Annotated in this window: 17 protein-coding genes; 15 read left to right on the top strand and 2 right to left on the bottom strand. The window is 64.2% G+C overall.

Annotated features, from left to right (window positions below):
* Positions 1 to 21 precede the first annotated feature (21 nt).
* The gene (locus ABIA42_RS08000) at positions 22 to 1,335 is read right to left on the bottom strand and encodes an Hsp70 family protein (protein ID WP_370114407.1); all 1,314 of its coding nucleotides are present in this window, start codon (positions 1,333 to 1,335) and stop codon (positions 22 to 24) included.
* Between the two features lie 124 nt (positions 1,336 to 1,459).
* Positions 1,460 to 2,665 (bottom strand): zinc metallochaperone GTPase ZigA, encoded by a 1,206-nt coding sequence (gene zigA / locus ABIA42_RS07995; RefSeq protein ID WP_370114409.1) that lies wholly within the window; start codon positions 2,663 to 2,665, stop codon positions 1,460 to 1,462.
* Between the two features lie 261 nt (positions 2,666 to 2,926).
* Here zigA and ABIA42_RS07990 point away from each other — a divergent pair, with 261 nt between their 5' ends.
* The 15 genes from ABIA42_RS07990 to ABIA42_RS07920 all read left to right on the top strand — a co-directional run bounded on the left by ABIA42_RS07990 (position 2,927) and on the right by ABIA42_RS07920 (position 17,864).
* Positions 2,927 to 3,064, top strand: coding sequence for a hypothetical protein (locus tag ABIA42_RS07990; protein ID WP_194388353.1), 138 nt, complete (start codon positions 2,927 to 2,929; stop codon positions 3,062 to 3,064).
* 466 nt (positions 3,065 to 3,530) lie between these two features.
* A complete protein-coding gene (locus ABIA42_RS07985) occupies positions 3,531 to 4,538 on the top strand; it encodes a Bug family tripartite tricarboxylate transporter substrate binding protein (protein ID WP_370114411.1) in 1,008 nt (335 codons plus the stop codon).
* An 85-nt stretch (positions 4,539 to 4,623) separates the two neighbouring features.
* Positions 4,624 to 5,115, top strand: a complete 492-nt coding sequence (locus ABIA42_RS07980; protein ID WP_271526370.1) for a tripartite tricarboxylate transporter TctB family protein — start codon at positions 4,624 to 4,626, stop codon at positions 5,113 to 5,115.
* A gap of 43 nt (positions 5,116 to 5,158) precedes the next feature.
* The gene (locus ABIA42_RS07975; protein ID WP_370114413.1) at positions 5,159 to 6,658 is read left to right on the top strand and encodes a tripartite tricarboxylate transporter permease; all 1,500 of its coding nucleotides are present in this window, start codon (positions 5,159 to 5,161) and stop codon (positions 6,656 to 6,658) included.
* A 408-nt stretch (positions 6,659 to 7,066) separates the two neighbouring features.
* On the top strand, positions 7,067 to 8,356 hold the full coding sequence (gene oxlT, locus ABIA42_RS07970) for an oxalate/formate MFS antiporter (RefSeq protein ID WP_271526372.1): 1,290 nt from the start codon (positions 7,067 to 7,069) through the stop codon (positions 8,354 to 8,356).
* A 258-nt stretch (positions 8,357 to 8,614) separates the two neighbouring features.
* Positions 8,615 to 9,937: an oxalate/formate MFS antiporter gene (oxlT, locus tag ABIA42_RS07965; protein WP_271526373.1), complete on the top strand. Its 1,323-nt coding sequence runs from the start codon at positions 8,615 to 8,617 to the stop codon at positions 9,935 to 9,937.
* A gap of 183 nt (positions 9,938 to 10,120) precedes the next feature.
* Positions 10,121 to 10,549 carry a CBS domain-containing protein gene (locus tag ABIA42_RS07960; protein WP_271526374.1) on the top strand — a complete coding sequence of 143 codons (429 nt, stop codon included), beginning with the start codon at positions 10,121 to 10,123 and terminating at the stop codon, positions 10,547 to 10,549.
* Positions 10,550 to 10,770: 221 nt separating this feature from the next.
* On the top strand, positions 10,771 to 11,790 hold the full coding sequence (locus tag ABIA42_RS07955; RefSeq protein WP_271526375.1) for a 2-dehydropantoate 2-reductase: 1,020 nt from the start codon (positions 10,771 to 10,773) through the stop codon (positions 11,788 to 11,790).
* Positions 11,787 to 12,575, top strand: a complete 789-nt coding sequence (locus ABIA42_RS07950; RefSeq protein WP_370114416.1) for a fumarylacetoacetate hydrolase family protein — start codon at positions 11,787 to 11,789, stop codon at positions 12,573 to 12,575. Before ABIA42_RS07955 ends, ABIA42_RS07950 begins: the two co-directional genes overlap by 4 nt.
* A gap of 37 nt (positions 12,576 to 12,612) precedes the next feature.
* On the top strand, positions 12,613 to 12,861 hold the full coding sequence (locus ABIA42_RS07945; protein ID WP_370114418.1) for a hypothetical protein: 249 nt from the start codon (positions 12,613 to 12,615) through the stop codon (positions 12,859 to 12,861).
* Between the two features lie 174 nt (positions 12,862 to 13,035).
* A complete protein-coding gene (locus ABIA42_RS07940) occupies positions 13,036 to 13,239 on the top strand; it encodes a hypothetical protein (RefSeq protein ID WP_035718272.1) in 204 nt (67 codons plus the stop codon).
* 55 nt (positions 13,240 to 13,294) lie between these two features.
* A complete protein-coding gene (locus tag ABIA42_RS07935; RefSeq protein WP_271526377.1) occupies positions 13,295 to 13,945 on the top strand; it encodes a hypothetical protein in 651 nt (216 codons plus the stop codon).
* A gap of 334 nt (positions 13,946 to 14,279) precedes the next feature.
* A complete protein-coding gene (locus ABIA42_RS07930) occupies positions 14,280 to 15,275 on the top strand; it encodes a nitronate monooxygenase family protein (protein WP_271528481.1) in 996 nt (331 codons plus the stop codon).
* 25 nt (positions 15,276 to 15,300) lie between these two features.
* Positions 15,301 to 16,269: a zinc-binding dehydrogenase gene (locus tag ABIA42_RS07925; RefSeq protein WP_271528482.1), complete on the top strand. Its 969-nt coding sequence runs from the start codon at positions 15,301 to 15,303 to the stop codon at positions 16,267 to 16,269.
* 221 nt (positions 16,270 to 16,490) lie between these two features.
* Entirely contained in the window at positions 16,491 to 17,864 is a 1,374-nt protein-coding gene (locus ABIA42_RS07920) for a cation-efflux pump (RefSeq protein ID WP_271528483.1), read from the top strand.
* Positions 17,865 to 17,901: the final 37 nt, after the last annotated feature.

Here is a 17,901-nt window from a genome sequence, read left to right as displayed (position 1 = left end):
ACGCAGGGAGGCTGCTGCCTGCTACGCGACCTGACTTGCCGCCCAGCGATCCGGGTCGGGACTATGTCCGATCAGCGCAAGCCCGTAGGCGATCGACTCGAACTGGTCGCCTGACATCAGCCGTTCGTTGCCGAACCGCTCGGCGAACAGTTTCCGGACGGCCGGCACAAAGGATGTGCCGCCGGTCAGGAACACCTTCTCGATCTCGCGCGCGGTGATGCCGGCCTCGCCCAGCACCTTGTCGACGGTCGCCCCCAACCGGGCGATATCGTCGGCGATCCAGGCTTCGAAATTCTTCCGTGTGATGGCCGCGCCGATATCGACGCCGCCGCCCTTGAAGCGGAAGTCCACCTCGTCCTGCGCCGACAGCGCGACCTTGGCATCGGACACGGCGCGGTAGAGCGAAAAGCCGAGGTCGAGATCGACGATGGTGATGAAATCCTCGAGCAGATCAGGCTTCAACGCAGTGCGCGCAAGCTCGCGGAGTTCGCGCAGATCGCCGTTGCTCTTCATCATCGCGAGCTGATGCCAGCGCGCGAGGTTGGTGTAGTGGCCGCTCGGGACCGGCAGCACCTTGTCGAACGAGCGAAAGCTGGAGCCTTTGCCGAGCCGCGGCGAGACGACGTGGTCGACGATGCGATAGTCGAAGGTGTCGCCGGCAATGCCGATGCCGGCATGGCCGAGCGGCTCGGCGCGAAGGCTGCCGCCCGCACGCGAGAAGCGCATCACGGAGAAATCGCTGGTGCCGCCGCCGAAATCGGCAACCAGCACGGTGGCATCCCGCTCCAGCCGGCGCGCGAAGGAGAACGCCGCACCCACGGGCTCGTAGACATAGCGCGCGTGACCGGCGCCGAGCCGTTCGAACGCGGCCCGGTAGCGCTGCATCGCCAGCGCCTCGTCGGGATTGCCGCCGGCGAAGCGCACCGGGCGACCGACCGTGATATTCGCCGCCTCGAAGCCGAACTTCCCACCGCCATGGCGCGCCAGCGTCCGCAGGAACGCCGCCAGAATATCCTCGAACTTGTAGCGTTGCCGGAACACCTGGGTGGTGTTGAAGCTGCTGCTCGCCGCAAACGTCTTGAACGACTGAAGGAAGCGGTAGACGTGGCGGCCTTCGAGGAACTGCTCGATCGCCCACGGGCCGCCCTCGGCCTGGGCGCCGACGCCCGGCCGGTCCTCCCAGAAGCACAGGGCCGACACGTAGACGCTGTGGCGCTGTCCGCCATGATCGAAGCGGATGGCCTCGACCCGGCGGTCGTCCGCCGCGATCGCGACGACCGTATTGCTGGTCCCAAAATCGATGCCGATCGAGACGGCGGGCGAGGCGCTCGACATGAACCACTCTGACAGATGATTGGAAAGGGGGCAGAGCACTAACGGCTTTGCCGTCCCCTTGCAAGACCTGGCCGGAGATGGTCGCGTCCGGACCTCACGCCGAGGCTTTTGATATTCACGTCGATCAGTTGGACTGATCGCCTCGACGCCAGGCCGGAAACGGATCGGCGAGAGCGGACCATGCGGCGACGTCCATGGCGGACGTTTCCGGGACAAGACATGCGTCGAGCCTGCGGCAGATCCCGGCTTCGTCCATGCCGGTGCCGATGAACACGATCTCCTGGCGACGATCGCCGTACACCTTGTCCCAATACTGGCCGAGCCGCTTGCGCCAGCCCTCATCGTTCGGCCACCGCTCCTTTGGAACGCTCGCCCACCAGAAACCCAGCGCTTCGGTCCTCACGATCGCTCCCGCCTGGCTGATCTCGCCAAGCCATTGCGGCCGCGTCGCCAGCCAGAAATGACCCTTCGCCCGGATCACGCCCGGCCAGGCCCCCTTGACGAACTCGTCGAACTTCGACGGATCGAACGGCCGGCGGGCGCGATAGACGAAGTTCTTCACGCCATATTCCTGCGTTTCAGGCACGTGGTCGGCGAAACCGTAGAGCTCCTTGTACCAGAGCGGATGCTGCTGGGCCTTCTCGAAGTCGAAACGGCCGGTGTTGAGCACGCGGTCGAAGGGCACGCGGCTGTGATTGGCCTCGATGATGTCGGCTTCGGGATTCAACGAGCGGATGATCTGCCGTGCCGCCTCGCGCTGTTGCGGCGAGGCATCGTCCACCTTGTTGAGCACGATCACGTCGGCGAACTCGATCTGCTCCACGAGGAGATCGACCAGCGTCCGCTTGTCGCCGTCCAGCGCCTCGCCGCGCTCGCCGAGGAACTCGGTCGAGGAATAGTCCTTCAGCAGGTTGGCGGCGTCGACCACCGTCACCATCGTGTCCAGCTGGGCGATGTCGGAGAGGCTTTCGCCCTCTTCCGAGCGGAAATCGAACGTCGCGGCGACCGGGAGCGGCTCCGAAATGCCCGTCGATTCGATCAGCAGATAATCGAAGCGCCCGCTTTCGGCGAGCGCACGTACCTCCCTCAGGAGATCGTCGCGCAGGGTGCAGCAGATGCAGCCGTTGGTCATCTCCACCAGTTTCTCATCAGTCCGCGAGAGGTTGGCACCACCATCGCGGACCAGGTCCGCATCGATGTTCACCTCGCTCATGTCGTTCACGATCACCGCCACTTTCAGGCCGTGCCGGTTGTTCAGGACGTGGTTCAGCAAAGTGGTCTTTCCAGCCCCGAGGAAGCCGGACAAGACGGTGACGGGGAGTTTGGGCATGGAGATCGAACAGCCTTTTGAGCGGGATGGGTCGAGGACGGCGAGACACGGCATCTCACTATGTTATATTATAACATAACATTCTTTGTTCGGCAGGCCGTGTCAAGGTGCCCTGCCCGCCAGAAGCTCATCGCCCATGCCGCAATGCGGAAGAACGAATGCTGCTATGCAAACAAGATCGTGGACCATGGCATCTGGTATACATAGACTACCCTTGGAAATGAGGCAGCAGGACTGACTGTCTCAAGAAAGGGATTTCCGATGTCCAAGACCGCTTCCGTTGCTCTCGCCCCCTCCGCCTCGCTGTTCGCCCGCCTGATGGCCGCGATCGACAGCTTCCTGATGGCGAGTGCCGAGATTTCCAATCACAACGGCGACCTGCCGCGTTTCGGCCTGTAAGAAGGCCTTGTCCTCCCGCTAAACGGCGGAACTGACAGACCCCGCAGACGCCAGGTTCGGTCAAATGACCCCGCAGGTTCGGGGCTGTTTTCTTTTTTTGCCCTCCTTGCCTGGGCTTGCGACCGCAACTGCGACAATTCGTCCGCCCGACTGACCGCCGATCCGATTGTTTGTTCGCTGGCATCGCGCATACCATTGGACAAGTACGAACGACTGCACAATCCAGGGTGTAGGACGGGGAAACGTAACGCAAGACGGGAACAGCCGAGGGCACACGCGCCGCGAACCTTGGCGGAACCTTAGCCGAAAGGAGCGGATGCCGTGCGTTATCCCTCCTCATACAGTTTCTATCGGGATTGCCAGGAGAGATCGACCGCAAGGGTGACACCAGGCATCTGAATCGAGATGGGCTGACGCAAGTCGACAAAGAGCGGCTGCGTTGAGGGTTCGACAGGGAGAGAAGCAAATGAAGCCATCCGTTCTGAATGTCGCTTTGGCGGCAATCGCGATGTCGTGCGCCAACAGCACCGCAAGCCGGGCTGCCTGGGAGCCGGTCCGTCCGGTCGAGTTCATCGTGCCCGCGGGCACCGGCGGCGGCGCCGATCAGATGGCACGCACCATTCAGGGCATCGTCACCAAGCACAACCTGATGAAGCAGCCGATGGTCGTCATCAACAAGGCGGGCGGCGCCGGCGGTGAAGGCTTCCTCGATGTGAAGACGTCGTCGGGCAATCCGCACAAGATCATCATCACGCTGTCGAACCTGTTCACGACGCCGCTGGCGACGGGAATTCCCTTCAACTGGAAGGACCTGACGCCGGTCGCGATGCTGGCGCTCGACGAATTCGTGCTCTGGGTGAATGCCGAGAAGCCGTACAACAGCGTCAAGGATTACGTCGACGCCGCGAAGAAGGCACCAAGCGGCTCGTTCAAGATGGGCGGCACCGGCTCCAAGCAGGAAGACCAGATCATTACGGTCGGCATCGAGAAAGCGGTCGACACGAAGTTCACCTACATTCCCTACAAGGGCGGCGGCGAAGTCGCCGTCCAGCTCGTCGGCAATCACGTCGATTCAACCGTCAACAATCCGATCGAGGCGGTCGCGCAATGGCGCGGCGGCAAGCTTCGTCCGCTCTGCGTCTTCGACGCCCAGCCGATGGCCTATGACGAGCCGATCGCCGAGGGCAAGGCCTGGAAGGATATTCCGACCTGCAAGTCGCAGGGCCTCGCGATGGAATATCTCATGCTGCGCGGCATCTTCATGTCGCCCAAGGCGACGAAGGACCAGGTCGAATACTATGTCGAGCTGTTCAAGAAGGTGCGCGCCACGCCGGAATGGCAGGACTTCATGAAGAGCGGCGCCTTCAACACGACCTTCATGACTGGCGCCGACTACGCCAAATGGGTCGAGGCGGAGGAGAAGCGCCACCAAGGCTTGATGAAGGAAGCCGGCTTCCTCGCACCGGCGAATTGAGCCGCGGGCTCGACGACGGCTGACGACGCTGGTCGTCCTCAGCCTGCCGCGACCGCGAAACACTGTGTTTCCGCCTGGAGGTCCCATGACTGAACGATCCGAACGCGGCCCGGCACACAAGACGCTGGAAATCGGCATGGCGCTGCTGATCGGCGTGTTCGGTCTGGTCGTGATCTTCGGGAGCCTGAAGGCCGGCATCAACTGGGGCGCGGAGGGCCCGCGTGCCGGCTTCTTCCCCTTCTATATCGGCGCCGCCATCGTCGTGGCGAGCGCCATCAACCTCTGGCATGCGCAACGCGACGACGACGGCCGGCTGTTCGCAGAATGGGGACAGCTGCGCCAGGTCATGAGCGTCGTCGTGCCGACCGCGATCTACGTCGGCTCGATGCCGTTCATCGGCCTCTACGTCGGCTCGATGGTCTTCATCGCCTGGTTCATGCGTTGGCTCGGCGGCTATCGCTGGCTGACGACCATCGCGGTCGCGGTCGGCATGCCGGTCCTGACCTATCTCGTTTTCGAGCGCTGGTTCCTCGTCCCGCTTCCCAAGGGTCCCCTCGAGGAATGGCTCGGCCTGTAAGAGCCGCGCCGTTATTTCCGTCATTGCTGCAGGACGTATCGATATGGAAGAGTTGGCCAATCTGTTTCACGGCTTCGCGGTCGCCCTGCAGCCCTACAACATCATGCTGATGATCATCGGCATCACGCTCGGGGTCATCATCGGCGTGCTGCCGGGGCTAGGGGGCGCCAACGGCGTCGCGATCCTCCTACCCCTCACCTTCAGCATGCCGCCGACATCGGCGATCATCATGTTGTCCTGCATCTATTGGGGCGCATTGTTCGGCGGCGCCATCACCTCGATCCTGTTCAACATCCCCGGCGAGCCCTGGTCCGTGGCGACCACTTTCGACGGCTATCCGATGGCGCAACAGGGCAGACCCGGCGAAGCCCTGACCGCCGCCTTCACCTCCTCCTTCGTGGGCGCGCTGTTTGCCGTCATCATGATCACGCTCGTCGCGCCTCTCGTTGCGGGCTTCGCACTGCGATTTGGTCCGGCGGAGAAGTTCGCGGTGTACTTCCTCGCTTTCTGCAGCTTCGTCGGCCTCAGCAAGGAGCCGCCGTTCAAGACCATCGCGGCGATGATGATGGGCTTTGCGCTCGCGGCGGTCGGCCTGGATTCGATCACGGGACAGTTGCGGCTGACCTTCGGCGTCACGGAATTGCTCAACGGATTCGACTTCCTGATCGCCGTGATCGGCCTGTTCGGCATCGGCGAGATCCTGCTGACCATGGAGGAAGGGCTGGCGTTCCGCGGCGGCAACGCCACCATCAACCTTCGGGTGGTGCTGCAGACCTGGCGGGAATTGCCCGCCTATTGGATGACCTCGCTGCGTTCCTGCCTGATCGGCTGCTGGATGGGCGTCACGCCCGCCGGCGCAACGCCGGCCTCCTTCATGAGCTACGGCATCGCCAAGCGCCTGTCGCGACGCGGCAACAATTTCGGCAAGGGCGAGATCGAAGGCGTGATCGCGCCGGAGACGGCGGCGCATGCCGCGGGCACCGCCGCCCTGCTGCCGATGCTCTCGCTCGGGGTGCCCGGCTCGCCCACCGCCGCCGTCCTGCTCGGCGGATTGTTGATCTGGGGCCTGCAGCCCGGCCCCATGCTGTTCGTCGAGCAGAAGGAATTCGTCTGGGGCCTGATCGCGTCGATGTATCTCGGCAATCTCGCCGGCCTCATCGTCGTGCTCACCTGCGTGCCGATCTTCGCCGCGATCCTTCGCGTGCCCTTCGGCATCATCGCGCCGCTCATCCTGGTGCTCTGCGCGATCGGCGCCTATTCGGTGCACAACAGCACCTTCGACGTGATCCTGATGTTGGTGTTCGGCGTGCTCGGCTATCTCCTGAAAAAGTGCAACTACCCGCTCGCCCCGCTGGTGCTCGCCATCGTGCTCGGCGACAAGGCCGAGGAAGCCTTCCGCCAATCGCTGCTGGGATCGCAGGGATCGCTCGGGGTGTTCTTCTCCAACGGCCTCGTCAGCACGATCATGGCGCTCGGTCTGGTCGCCTTGTTCTGGTCCGCGATCCAGGAAGGCTATAGCCGGCTGCGCACGTCGATGGCGTGACAAGCGACCCGCGCCATCAGCCCCGCCGACGCCAAATTGCCGCAGGCGGGACTTCTGGAATATAGAATTCCAGGAATCGCGCGGTCACCGACTGACCGCGCGTCGGCGGGCGCGCCCAGCGCACACGTGGAAAATCCCCCAAACGCGCGGGCTTTTCAACAGCGGCTTGCGGTGTCGCGGTGGCGCGAAAGTCAATGCTGAATCAATCATTTGATTAGGATCAGCCGCCATTTCCGCCGGCATGCCGGCAGCGATTGGGGCTTTACAATCCCGCATTGATTGCGCATGTGAGCAGGCCCGCGTTATTTCGCCGCACCTCCCGTCCTCCGCTTGAATCTTGGCATAATGAATACCAGGATGCGGGCAGCGCATGCATAAAAATGATCGGCGCATTTGGGAGGGTTTTTAATGACGGACATGGTGCAGTCGGCAGCGGCCCCCAGTGCCGCACGCGTAAGCGATGCGTATCGCTGGGCGCAGTTGGCGATCGGTGTGATGGCGATGGTGATGATCGCCAATTACCAATATGGCTGGACGTTCTTCGTCCCCGACATCCAGAAGACGTTCGGCTGGGATCGCGCGTCGATCCAGTGGGCCTTCACCCTTTTCGTCTTGTTCGAGACCTGGCTGGTGCCGATCGAAGGATGGTTCGTCGACAAATACGGCCCGCGCATCGTCGTGCTGGTCGGCGGCGTGCTCTGCGCCATCGGTTGGGCGATCAACGCGCAGGCCACCTCGCTCAACGGCTACTATCTCGGCATGATCATCGCAGGCATCGGCGCCGGCGGCGTCTACGGCACCTGCGTCGGCAATGCGCTGAAATGGTTTCCGGACAAGCGCGGTCTTGCCGCCGGCATCACCGCCGCGGGATTCGGTGCGGGCTCTGCTCTGACCGTCGCGCCGATCCAGGCCATGATCAAGGACAGCGGCTTCCAGACCACCTTCCTCTATTTCGGCCTCGGGCAAGGCATCATCATCTGCATCCTCGCCTTCTTCCTGCTCGCGCCGAAAGCGGGCCAGGTGCCGAACGTGGTGGCGAATGCCAATCTGCTGCAGACCCGGCGCAACTATCAGCCGACCGAGGTGCTGCGTCAGCCGATCTTCTGGCTGATGTACTTCATGTTCGTGATCGTCGGCGCCGGCGGATTGATGGTGACCGCAAACCTGAAGCCGATCGCAGCCGACTGGAAGGTCGACAACGTGCCGGTCACGCTAATGGCGGTGACGATGACGGCGGTGACCTTCGCGGCCACGATCGACCGCGTGCTCAACGGCCTGACGCGGCCGTTCTTCGGCTGGATCTCCGACATGATCGGCCGCGAGAACACGATGTTCATCGCCTTCGGCATGGAAGGGTTCGGCATCTGGATGCTCTACCTCTGGGGCCAGGATCCGATCTGGTTCGTGCTGCTCTCGGGCTTCGTGTTCTTCGCCTGGGGTGAGATCTACTCGCTGTTCCCCTCGACCTGCACCGACACGTTCGGCGCCAAGTTCGCGACCACCAATGCCGGCCTGCTCTACACCGCGAAGGGCACCGCCGCGCTGCTGGTGCCGATCGCCAACTACATGCAGCAATCGTCGGGCACCTGGGACAGCGTGTTCATCATCGCGGCCGGCGCCAACATCCTGGCTTCGCTGCTGGCGATCGCGGTGCTGAAACCCTGGCGCAAGATCGTAGTCGCGAAATCGACCATCTGACCGCTTCACCACAGTTCACGCGAGCACGACGCCCGGCCTCACGGCCGGGCGTTTTCGTTTGGCGCGGGAAGACCGCCGCGATTCTCGGACCTCGGAACCCGCCGCATTTTGTGAACGCGGAGCCGAGATAGGACTTGCAATCTGGGATATCGTATACCACTCTCCGGACGACGCCTGCGACGATAAGACACAATATTTGCGACATCAGGTCACCTTGGCAAGCTGATGTACGACAGACAGGCGCGTTGGGAGGTTCTGATGATTTCCAGCCCGGATGGCGCCGTCACCGCCGCGCCGCTTCGCACCGGCTTCCGTTGGCTCCAGCTCGGCATGGGCATCGTCTGCATGGCCATGATCGCCAATCTGCAATATGGCTGGACGCTGTTCGTCGATCCGATCGACGCCGCCCATCATTGGGGGCGCGCCGCGATCCAGCTCGCTTTCACCATCTTCGTGGTCACCGAGACCTGGCTGGTGCCGGTCGAGGCCTGGTTCGTCGACAAATACGGCCCGCGCATCGTCGTCATGTTCGGCGGCGCGATGATCGCGCTGTCCTGGATTCTCAACTCCTACGCCGAGAGCCTCACCCTGCTCTACGCGGCCGCGATCATCGGCGGCCTGGGCGCGGGCGCAGTGTACGGCACCTGCGTCGGCAACGCGCTGAAATGGTTTCCCGACCGTCGCGGTCTCGCGGCAGGTGCGACGGCCGCCGGCTTCGGCGCGGGTGCCGCGCTCACGATCGTGCCGATCGCGAGCATGATCGTCTCGAGCGGCTACCAGCACGCATTCCTCACCTTCGGCATAGGCCAGGGCCTCGTCGTGTTCGTGCTCGCCTTCTTCCTCCAGCCACCGCGGATCTCGATTCCGCCGAAGAAGAAGCAGCTCAATCTGCCGCAGACCAAGATCGACTTCACCCCGCCGCAGGTGCTGCGCACCCCTGTTTTCTGGGTGATGTATCTCGTTTTCGTCATGGTCGCTTCGGGCGGCCTGATGACTGCGGCGCAGATCGCCCCGATCGCGCACGACTTTGGGATCGCCAACACGCCGGTGACGCTCGCCGGCTTCCAGATGGCAGCCTTGACGTTCGCAATCTCGCTCGACCGCATCTTCGACGGTTTCGGGCGTCCGTTCTTCGGCTGGGTCTCCGACACCATCGGCCGCGAGCCAACCATGTTCATCGCCTTCGGCACCGCTGCTTTGATGCTGCTGACGCTGTCGGCCTATGGCCACCTGCCGACCGTCTTCGTGCTCGCGACCGCGGTCTATTTCGGCGTGTTCGGCGAGATCTACTCGCTGTTCCCCGCGACCTGCGGCGACACCTTCGGTGCGAAGTTCGCGACCACCAACAACGGCATGCTCTACACCGCGAAGGGCACGGCCTCGCTGCTCGTCCCGCTCGCAAGCGTGATCTCCACCGCCTATGGCTGGAAGGCCGTGTTCGTGGTCGCGGTGGCGCTGAACGCAATGGCGGCGCTGATGGCGCTGTTCGTGATCAAGCCGCTGCGCCGCTCCTTCATCCTCGGCAAGGAAGCCGAGAGCACCCAAGCCGCCACCGGCACTGCCAAAACCGAGACGGCGTAAGCACCACCCGGATTACATGCTTGAGAAGGGGCGCAGCGATGCGCCCCTTCTTTTTGGCCTCTTTGGCTGAGGACAAACGTCAGTATGGCTGTCGCAAGATTTTTCGGATCAGCCAAATCCAGCGCTTGACGATTGGCATTATGTATACCACACTTCTCCCGTCACTCACCCAGGGAGGTTGCAATGCTGGTCGGAGACATTCTGCGCAAGAAGACGCCGCGCGTTGTCACGGTGCGTATGAACGAAACGGTGGGTATCGCGGCCAAGCTGATGCGCGCCAACAACATCAGTGCTCTGGTGGTGAAGGACGTGGTCCGCTCCGAGGGCAACACCGCGGTCGGCATGTTCACCGAGCGCGACGTGGTGCGCGCCGTCGCCGAACACGGCGCGAACGCCGTCAATGTCAAGGTCTCGCAGCTCGTCTCGGTGCAGCAGCTCGTGTCCTGCACCACCTCTGATCCGATCGAGCACGTCCGCCATCTGATGAACCGTCATCACATCCGCCATCTGCCCGTGATCGACGATTACAGCCTCATCTCCGTCATCAGCATGCGCGACATCGCCGCGGCCGTCGACGAGGCCCTCAACGGCACGCCGCAAGCCGCAGCCTAAAGCGACGCCTCACGTCCAGCCACGGAAGAGCTGCGCCCTCCCGCTTGCGGGAGAGGGTTGGGGAGACGGCTGCCCCCGCTGGGGAGACTCCCCAAGAGGATGGAGTCTTCGCCCGCCGCGCTCTCCGAACGCGCCGACCTCTCCCGCAAGCGGGAGAGGTGCAGAGAGCCTGTTGCCTGATCGATCCAACTGACTGCCAATCTTGGTCCCGCGAGGATTTAATGAAGATCTGCATCTACGGCGCCGGCGCAATCGGCGGATATCTCGGGGTTCAGCTCGCGCGCGCGGGCGCCGATGTCAGCCTGGTCGCGCGCGGCGCACACCTTGCCGCGATGCGCGATCGCGGCCTGACGCTGCTCGCGGGCGAGGAGCAGCACACCGTGCATCCGCGCTGCACCGACGATCCCGCCGAGCTCGGCGTGCAGGATTTCATCATCATTACGCTGAAGGCGCATTCGATCACCGGCGTGATCGAGAAGATGCAGCCGCTGCTCGGGCCTCACACCCGCATCGTCACGGCCGTCAACGGCATCCCCTATTGGTACTTCTACAAGCACGGCGGGCAATACGAGAACTCGACGCTGGAGAGCATCGACCCCGGCGGGCGGCAGTGGCGCGAAATCGGCGCCGAGCGCGCCATCGGCTGCATCGTCTATCCCGCCACCGAGATCGAAGCGCCCGGCGTGATCCGCCACGTCTACGGCAACAACTTTCCGCTCGGCGAGCCCTCCGGCGAGATCACTGATGACGTGCAGCGTCTCGCCGGCCTGTTCGTCGCCGCCGGGCTGAAGGCGCCGGTGCTCGACCGCATCCGGGACGAGATCTGGCTGAAGCTGTGGGGCAATGTCTGCTTCAACCCGATCAGCGCGCTGACCCACGCCACGCTCGACGTGATCTGCACCGATCCGGCGACGCGCGCACTGTCCCGCGCGATCATGGTGGAGACGCAAGCCATCGCTGAGAACTTCGGCGTCAAATTCCGCGTCGACGTGGAGCGCCGCATCGAGGGCGCCCGCAAGGTCGGCGCGCACAAGACCTCGATGCTCCAGGATCTCGAGCGCGGCCGGCCCATGGAGATCGACCCGCTCGTGACAGTGGTGCAGGAGATGGGCCGTCTCACCGGCATCGCAACGCCCGCGCTCGACTCGGTGCTGGCGATGGTGACCCAGCGCGCCCGCATCGCCGGCCTCTATGACGCGGTCTCGACGGCATCGGATCCGCGCGCACTGGCGGTGGCATGATGGCGAGCGAGATGAAGAAGTGGCTCCGCTTCCGGAGCAATGGTGCGACCGGCTTCGGCACGCTGAGCCCATCTGGCATCAGCGTGCATGAGGGCGAGATGTTCGGCCGCAACACCGCTACCGGCAAGACGCTGACGCTGTCGGAGGTCGAGCTGCTCGCGCCCTGCGCGCCCAGCAAGATCGTCGCGCTCTGGAACAATTTCCACGCGCTCGCGGCAAAGCTCAACCAGCCCGAGCCGCCGGAGCCGCTCTATCTGCTGAAGGCCACCACCAGCATCGCCGCCCCCGGTGCGGTGATCCGCCGCCCCTCCTCCTACGACGGCAAGACGACCTATGAGGGCGAGCTCGGCATCGTCATCGGCAAGGCCTGCGCGCGCGTGTCGCCGGCAGAAGCGGACAGCTTCATCTTCGGCTACACCTGCGTCAACGACATCACCGCCAACGACATCCTGACGCGCGACCCCACCTTCCCGCAATGGGCCCGCGCCAAGGGCATCGACGATTACGGCCCGTTCGGCCCTGTCATCGCGACCGGCCTCGATCCGGCCAGGCTCGTGGTCCGCACCATCCTCAATGGCGCGGAGCGGCAGAACTATCCGATCTCGGACATGATCTTCAGCGCGCAGGAGCTGGTCAGCAGGATCTCCCATGACATGACCCTGCTGCCCGGCGACCTCATCGCCGTCGGCACTTCCGCCGGCGTCGGCGTGATGAAGGAGCCGGTGAACACGGTCACCGTCGCGATCGACGGCATCGGCGAGTTGACCAACGAGTTTCGGCTGTAACCACTTTCTCCGTCATTCCGAGACGACGCAAAGCTGAGTGCGCAATAAAGGCTCGCCGGCAAATTGCCCCCGCACCGCAGCAAAATTGATCCGGCGCAAATCGGCCGTCGCCGCCACTGCTATCCTTTCGCAAAAGAAGTCAATTTCTGATGCAAGGGAGGATGCCATGACGAATGCCGGCAATGCACTTTTGTGGACGGCCCTTTACTTCGCTCTCTCGTTCGTTGCGATCTTCGTGGTTTGGTTCGCCGACAAGATGCGCTCGAACATCTCCCGGAAACGATAGCCCGAGGCGCGTCTTCATCTCCGAAACATTCGGACACATCACATCTGCGCGCGCCTGACATATGCCGCCAACATGTCCAGCGTCCGCCGCAACTTGGACGCATTCGGCCGCCCTTCTGTGAGGCGTGTCTGGGGGCACGGCGCTGCCGTGTTTGGACCAAACCTTCAGGGGTATATGACTGTGAAGAAGATTGTATTTGCTCTCGGTGCCACGCTTGCTCTGGCGACGGCTGCGAACGCTGCGGATCTGCCGCGCCGGCAGCCCGTGCCGGCCTATCCGGCCGAACAGGCGCCGATTGGCAAGATGCCGATTGGCAAGAGCCCGGTTGGAAAAGCCCCGATCGGCAAGGCGCCCGGCCCGGTCGCAGCGCGCTACTGACGCGCAGCGGAATACGCGCAGATCTGCGTAGCAGCCGACAGTCGAGGGGTGTCGCGTGACGAACAAAGCTGATCGATCGGGATCCTGCATCCTCGCGGGCTTCGCTCTTGCGGCCATGCTCTCGTGCACGACGCCCTCGGCCTCGGCCCATCAGGCAAACAAGCGCGTTGCCGACGCGAACGCGCTTGCCACGACCGACACCGCCTCGCGACCTCAGCCGCAATCGACGCGGCGCTCCGTCGCGCGCGCGGAGAAAGGCCCCTACTACGTCGACTTCCGCGCGCGTACCGCCGCGAGCTGGGGCCATGCCTTCGTCTGGTACGGCAAGACCAGCGAGCGCGCCGTGGAGGTCGCAGGGCTCACACCGGCCGGCGACACGCTTGCTTACGTGCTCGGTCACATTACCTTTGTGCCGTCCGAGACCGGCGCGAGCTACGGCGATCTCGATCCGGAATATCTGACCGCGAGCTATCGCGTCTATCTGAACGAAGCGGACGCCAAGCGCGTGTTCGCCTACATCAAGAAATTGCAGGCGAACTCGCCGGTGTGGAACGCCGAGACTGCCAACTGCACCGGCTTCATCGGCGATATCGCCGAATTCATGGGATTGCAGGTCCCCAACCGCTGGCAACGCCCGGAAAACTTCGTCAACCGCCTCAAGGAAATGAACGGCGGCCGTCAGATGGTGCGGCTGTCCGCGGAGTAGCGGCGCGCAGCGTTGCCCGTTATCAACCTGGCCGTCATTGCGAGGAGCGAAGCGAGGAAGCAATCCCTCCGCGGAGGCCGTCTGGATGGCTTCGCTGCGCCCGCAATGACGATGTTGAAGCAGTAGGCTCGAGAACCGCCTCAGCGCCCCTCCCGACAGTCGTGCTGGCGAAGGCCCGGCGCCCCCCAGTTATCCGCCGCACGGAATCACCCTCGTCCCCGCATGATCGCCCCGCACTCACCGCACGGCGGCGCAATAGACATTTGCCGACCCGGGCGGCATCCTCCGGCCATCAACCGATAACAGAGCGCCACGCAGGCGGGGGAAACACACCATGTTGCAGACACGGTTCACCAAACTGGTCGGCGTCGAGCACCCGATCGTCCAGGGCGGAATGCAGTGGGTCGGCCGCGCCGAGCTGGTCGCAGCCGTTGCCAATGCCGGCGCGCTCGGCTTCATCACGGCACTGACCCAGCCGACGCCGGAGGACCTGACCAGGGAGATCGCGCGCTGTCGCGACCTCACCGACAAGCCGTTCGGCGTCAATCTCACCATCCTGCCCGCGATCAAGCCGCCGCCCTATGCCGAATACCGCGCCGCCATCATCGAGAGCGGCATCAAGGTGGTCGAGACCGCCGGCAACAAGCCGCAGGAGCATGTCGACGAGTTCAGGAAGCACGGCGTCAAGGTCGTGCACAAATGCACCAGCGTGCGCCACGCGCTCTCGGCCGAACGGATGGGCGTCGATGCCATCTCGATCGATGGATTCGAATGCGCCGGCCACCCCGGCGAGGACGACACCCCCGGCCTGATCCTGATCCCGGCCGCCGCCAACAAGATCAGGATCCCGATGATCGCCTCGGGCGGCTTTGCCGATGCCCGCGGCCTCGTCGCGGCGCTGGCCCTGGGCGCCGACGGCATCAACATGGGCACGCGCTTCATGGCCACCAAGGAAAGCCCGATCCACCAGCTCATCAAGGAGAAGATCGTCGCCAATGACGAGCGCGAGACCGAGCTGATCTTCCGCACCATGCGCAACACCTCGCGTGTGGCGAAGAACGCGATCTCGAGCAAGGTCGTCGCCATGGAGAAGGAGGGCGCGAAGTTCGAGGACATCCGCGAGCTCGTCGCCGGCGCCCGCGGCAAGATGGTCTATGCCACCGGCGATTCCGACGAAGGCATCTGGTCGGCCGGCCAGGTGCAGGGCCTGATCCAGGACATCCCGAGTTGCGCCGAACTGGTCTCCCGCATCGTGCGCGAGGCGGAAGCGATCATCCGCGGCAGGCTGGAGGGCATGATCGTTCATCCGCAACGTGAAGCCGCGGAATAGTCACCGCAAGAAGCGAGAGCAATTCATGAAGGCTTACGTCTACGGCCCTGGTGGCGCTACGATTTCCGATGTCGCTCAACCAAAGCCCAAGGGCACGCAGGTGCTGGTCCGCGTCCGCGCCTGCGCCCTGAACCGCGCCGACACCGGCATGCGCAAGGGGCACGCCCATGGGGCGGCCGGCGGCGTCGGCACCGTGCTCGGCATGGAATGGGCCGGCGAAGTCGCCGAGCTTGGGCCGAATGCTAAAGGCGTCAAGGTCGGCGACCGCATCATGGGCTCGGGCGGCGCGGCGTTCGCCGAATATACGCTGGCCGATCACGGCCGGCTATTCCACGCACCCTCCAACATGAATTTCGAGGAGGCCGCGACTCTCCCCGTCGCGCTCACGACCATGCACAACGCCGTCGTCACCGTCGGCGGAGTGCAGGCGGGCCAGAGCGTGCTGATCCAGGGCGCGAGCTCCGGGGTCGGCCTGATGGCGATGCAGATCGCCAGGCTCAAGGGCGCAAAGCTCGTGATCGGCTCGTCGACCGATGCCGCTCGTCGCAGCCGGCTGAAGGACCATGGCGCCGATCTCGCCGTCGATAGCTCCGATCCCCAATGGGTCGACCAGGTGCTGAAGGCGACGAACGGGGAAGGCGTCGATCTCATCGTCGACCAGGTCTCGGGCAAGGTCGCGAGCCAGAACCTCGCCGCGACGAAGATCAAGGGCCGCATCGTCAATGTCGGCCGGCTCGGCGGCACCCACGCCGACTTCAATTTCGACCTGCATGCGGCCCGCCGCATCGACTATGTCGGCGTCACCTTCCGCACCCGCACCATCGAGGAGGTCCGCGAGATCTTCGAGGAGGTCCGCAAAGACGTCTGGGGCGCGGTGGAATCGCGCAAGCTGCAGCTGCCGATCGACAAGGTGTTCGCGTTCGACGATATCGATCAGGCGTTCGAGCACATGGAGGCGAACAGGCATCTGGGGAAGATCGTCGTGACGCTGTGAAGGTTGCGGCGGTGAGACAAGAGCGGAGCGACGCTCTCTCCTCTCGTCATGGCCGGGCTTGACCCGGCCATCCACGTCTTTACCCCTTGCGCAGAAGAACGTGGATGCCCGGGACAAGCCCGGGCATGACGGCGTCGGGGGGATACGCTCCTGCAAGTCACTCGCGACTACGGTTGTGGATCGTCGCTTGATGTTCACCCACGCCCTGCTACATCCCCGCCATGACCTCTCAGCACAGCAAAACCTCGGTCGCCGCGATCTCGATCTTCGCCAGTGGCGGCATGGCGGTGGCCAAGTTCGCGGTCGGGATCGCGATCGGCTCGCTGGCGCTGATCTCCGAGGCCCTGCATTCCTCGATCGACCTGGTCGCGACCATCATCACCTGGGCGGTGGTGCGGGTGTCCGACAAGCCCGCAGACGACGAGCACCATTACGGCCACGGCAAGCTGGAAAGCGTCTCCGCGCTCGGCGTCACCGCCCTGCTCTACGTGCTTGCCGGCGGCATCCTGGTCGAGGCCTATAGCCGGCTGAGCGAGGGAACCCCGCCGCCGACCATTTCGGCCGTGCCGTTCGTCGTGCTGGTGCTCGACATCGCCGTCAATCTCTGGCGCGCCCGCGCCCTGCACCGCGCGGCGCGGGAGACCAGGAGCCAGGCGCTGGCGGCGGATGCACTGCATTTCGCCTCCGACGTGATGGGCTCGTTCGCCGTGATCGTTGGCCTGATCCTCGCCGGTCTCGGCTTCTGGTGGGGCGACGCGGCGGCGGCCGCAGCGGTTGCCGTGATGATCGCCCTGCTCGGACTGCGCATGGCCGGCTCCACCGTGCAGACGCTGGTCGACCGCGCCCCGGAAGGCGCCCAGGAGAAGGCCACCGCCGCGATCCGCGGGGTACCGGGCGTGATCGACGTCGACCGGCTGCGCGTGCGCATGGTCGGAGCGACCACGTTCATCGACACCATCGCAAAGGTGCCGCGGACCTATCCGATCGACCGCGTCGAGGAGATCAAGCGCAGCGCGCAAATCGCCGTGGACAAGGCGTTCGGCGACGCCGACCTCACCTTCACCGCCGTCCCCGTCGCACGCAACAACGAGACCGTGCGCGACCGCATCATGGTGATCGCGCACAATTCGGGCCTCGCCGTTCACCATGTCACGGTGCACGATCTCGGCGCCAAGCTGACCGTCAGCATCGACCTCGAGGTCGATGCCGACATGCAGCTCGAGGCCGCCCATGATGTCGCGAACACGCTGGAGCGCAACATCCAGGAGGAGTTCGGCGAGGACGTCGAGGTCGACGTTCACATCGAGCCATTGGAACCGGAACTGCCGTTCGGCGTCGATGCCGCACCGGAACGGGTGCAGACCATCGCCGCTGCGCTGGCCGAATTCGCCGGCGAAGGCGAGATCCACGACATCCATAATGTGCGGGTCCGCAACACCGACGCCGGCGAGATCGTCAATTTCCACTGCCGCGCGGCACCGTCGATGAGCGTGATCAAGGTGCACGAGCATGTCGACGCGATCGAGCGCGCGTTGCGGCGTGCGTTCCCGAGCGTGAAGCGCGTGATCAGTCACGCCGAACCGCCACGCGCGTGATGCAGAACGTGCGGGGAGTCGCACGTTCTCGTTTCGG

Source organism: Bradyrhizobium sp. USDA 327, assembly GCF_041262065.1.
Lineage (GTDB): Bacteria > Pseudomonadota > Alphaproteobacteria > Rhizobiales > Xanthobacteraceae > Bradyrhizobium > Bradyrhizobium liaoningense.
Note: the sequence above shows the minus strand (reverse complement) of the source record. Positions and strands in the feature narration are given on the sequence as shown.